The sequence below is a fragment of the Deferrisoma sp. genome, assembly GCF_054681715.1.
In genome coordinates this window covers 1-3,127 of sequence record NZ_BAAHFQ010000246.1, presented here as the reverse complement: position 1 = coordinate 3,127, position 3,127 = coordinate 1, and the positions used below count along the sequence as shown (strand labels likewise).

At 75.3% G+C, this 3,127-nt stretch carries 3 protein-coding genes; all 3 read right to left on the bottom strand.

Annotation, left to right across the window (positions count from 1 at the left end; translation table 11 throughout):
- On the bottom strand, window positions 1–661 hold a 661-nt coding region (locus tag ACY0I8_RS17290), incomplete at its 3' end, for a ketopantoate reductase family protein (protein WP_461395742.1).
- Window positions 658–1,662: a fibronectin type III domain-containing protein gene (locus ACY0I8_RS17285; RefSeq protein ID WP_461395741.1), complete on the bottom strand. Its 1,005-nt coding sequence runs from the start codon at window positions 1,660–1,662 to the stop codon at window positions 658–660. The genes ACY0I8_RS17290 and ACY0I8_RS17285, both read right to left, overlap by 4 nt.
- A 112-nt stretch (window positions 1,663–1,774) precedes the next feature.
- The coding region (gene argH, locus ACY0I8_RS17280; RefSeq protein ID WP_461395740.1) for an argininosuccinate lyase at window positions 1,775–3,127 on the bottom strand (1,353 nt) is incomplete at its 5' end.

Below are 3,127 nucleotides of genomic sequence, written 5' to 3'. Positions count from 1 at the left end.
GCTCCCACTCGGCCACGGGGCCGTTTCGGATGCCCGTGAGCGCCGTGACGGGGTTGATCGCGCAGTTCACGGCGAGCTTCTTCCACACCGCCGGCCGGGGGTCGTCCACGGCCCGGGCCGGGAGCCCGGCCCGGGTGAACGTTTCGGCCACCCGGGCGGTGAAGGCGTCGGGACCCGGCCGGTAGGGCCCCAGCAGGGTCTCCCCCCGGCCGCCGTGGCGGATCTCCCCGGGCCCGAGCTGGGTGGCCCCCTGGGCCGTGACCCCCACCAGGAGCCGCTCGGCCGGCACGGCCCGGGCGAGCACGTCGGCCGCGCCCAGGCCGTTCTGCAGGGTCAGGACCCGGGTCTCGGGACCCAGGAGGGCCGGAAGCGAGGGCAGGACCGACCGCGTCTGGTGGGCCTTCACGAACACGAGCACGAGGTCCGCCGGGCCCGCTTCGGCGGCGCGGGTCGTGGCCCGCACCGGCACGTCGGCCACCTCCCCGTCCCGGTGGAGCCGCACCCCCCGGGCGCGCAGGGCCTCCACCTCGAGCGGGTCGATGTCGATCAGGGTCACGGGCACCCCGGCCCGGGCCAGGTGGGCCCCGAACAGGCACCCCATGGCCCCGGCGCCCACGATGGCCACCCGGAGGGCGCTGGGCCCTGGGCCGACGTCGTTCATGGCGTGTTCCTCCCGGGCTGGGGGCTCGGGATCCGGATCTCCACCTCCCGGGACGGGAGGCTTCGGTTCCCGGCCGCGTCCTCCACCACGATCCAGTACCGGAGCACCACCCCCGGTGCCGCGTCCCGGTCCAGGTACCGGGTTTCGGCGCCGCCCACCCGGGCGATTTCCTCCGCTCGGGCGTCCCCCGCCTTCCGGAAAATCCGCACCCGGGCGTAGGGCTCGGGCCCCTCCGGCACCCAGGCGAGGAGCGCCCCTCCCGGGTCGGTGAACGCGGCGAGGGTCGAAGGAGCGACGGGGGGCGTGGTGTCCACCGCGATCAGGCGCACAGGGGCGCCGGGGCTCTCCACCTCCCAGCCCTCGGGGGTGCGGCCGGCCACCCGGACCTCGGCCTCGACCGCCCGGCCGTTTTCGAGACCCTCCACCTCGACCCCGCCGTCACCCGCCGGGGCCCGGGCCAACCGCTCGCTCCGGGCCCCGTAGACCCGCAGCTCCAGGGGCTCGACCCCCTCGGGCCACCCGGCGGGTTCCACCCGCACGAAGGCCCGGCCGTCGCCCGGGATCGGCTCGACCCGGGGGGGAGCAAGGGGAACCCAGGTGATGTCGGCCGGCGCCGAGGGCGGCCCCGGCCGGCCCTCCGGGTCGAGGGCCCGCACCCGGTACCGGTAGGTCCAGCCGGGCCGGGTGTCGGGGTCCTCCCAGGCCTCGGCCGGAAGCCCCCGGGCCGCCCGCTCCACCGGGTCCACCCGGGCCACCCGTTGGGGGGCCTCGGGGCACGAGGCGCAGGCGTCCTCGCCGGGGGCCCACTCGGCCCGCAGGACGGCGTAGCCCCCGATCCCTTCGAGGGGCCGGCCGCCCAGGTCCTTGCGGGGCCGGTCCCAGGCGACCCGGAGCACCCCCCCCGGGGCCGAGAGCCGGACCCCTTCGGGCGCCGCCGGAAGCCGCAGGCTCGACGGCACCGGGTCGCCCCGCCGGCCGCACCCCGCGGCGAGCGCGAGCAAGAGGAGCCCGGCGAGGGCCCCGAGACGCCGGAACGAAGCAGACTCCCTCGTCGGCCCTCCCGCGACGACAGGCGCAGCCGGCCGCTTCGGGGCCGCCCGGCGGCCTTTCACCCTACTCCCGCCGGGGCCAGACCGCGTCGAGGCGGGTCCAGCCGAGCTGGGCCTCCCGCCGCACGTTGTCCGGGGCGGGCCCACCGAGCACGGTGCGTCGGGCCACGCTGGCCTCGGGGTCGAGCACGGCGTAGACGTCCTCCCCGAACAGGGGCGAGACGGAGCGGAAGGTCTCGAGGTCCAGGTCCTCGAGGCCGCACCCCTTGGCCTCGGCCAGGGCCACGAGCCGGCCGGCCGCCTCGTGGGCCTGGCGAAAGGGGAGGCCCTTGGCGGCGAGGTAGTCGGCCAGCTCCGTGGCCAGGAGGAACCCGGCCTTCAGGGCGGCCCGGGCCCGGTCGGGCCGGACCTTGAGGTGGCGCATCATCTCCACCGTGATCGCGAGGCTCCCCTTCACGGTGTCCAGGGTGTCGAACACCGGCTCCTTGTCCTCCTGCATGTCCTTGTTGTAGGCCAGCGGGAGGGCCTTGAGGGTGGTGAGCAGCGCGATCAGGTTCCCGTAGGCCCGGCCGGTCTTGCCCCTGAGGAGCTCCGGCACGTCGGGGTTCTTCTTCTGGGGCATGATGGACGAGCCCGTGCAGAACCCGTCGGAGAGCTCGATGAACCCGAACTCCTGGCTCGACCAGAGGACGAGCTCCTCCGACAGCCGGGAGAGGTGCATCATCACCACCGACCCGGCGAACAGGAACTCCAGGGCGAAGTCCCGGTCGGAGACCGCGTCGAGGCTGTTGCGGCACACCTCGTCGAACCCGAGGTCCCGGGCCACCCTCTCCCGGTCCAGGGGGTAGGGCGACCCCGCCAGGGCCCCCGCGCCCAGGGGCGAGCGCCGGATCCGCCCCAGGGCGTCCCGGTAGCGCTCCATGTCCCGGAGGAACATCTCGAAGTAGGCGAGCCAGTGGTGGCCGAAGGTCACGGGCTGGGCCCGCTGGAGGTGGGTGTACCCGGGCAGGAGGATGTCGGCCTCGGCCTCGGCCCGCTCCAGGAGCACCTCCCCCAGCCCCCGCAGGAGGTCGAGGATCTCGGGCACCTCGTCGGCCAGGTAGAGCCGCAGATCCAGGGCCACCTGGTCGTTGCGGCTCCGGGCGGTGTGGAGCTTCCCGCCCACGGGGCCCACGAGCTCGGTGAGCCGGTGCTCCACGTTCATGTGGATGTCCTCGAGGGCCTCGGTGAGCTCGAGTTCGCCGCGCTCGATCTCGGCCAGCACCCGCTCGAGGCCCCGCACCAGGGTCTCGGCCTCCTCCTCGGTCAGGATGCCCACGGCCGCGAGCATGCGGGCGTGGGCGATGGAGCCCCGGATGTCCTGGCGGTACATCCGGCGGTCGAACCCGATCGAGGCCGTGAACCGCTCGACGATCTT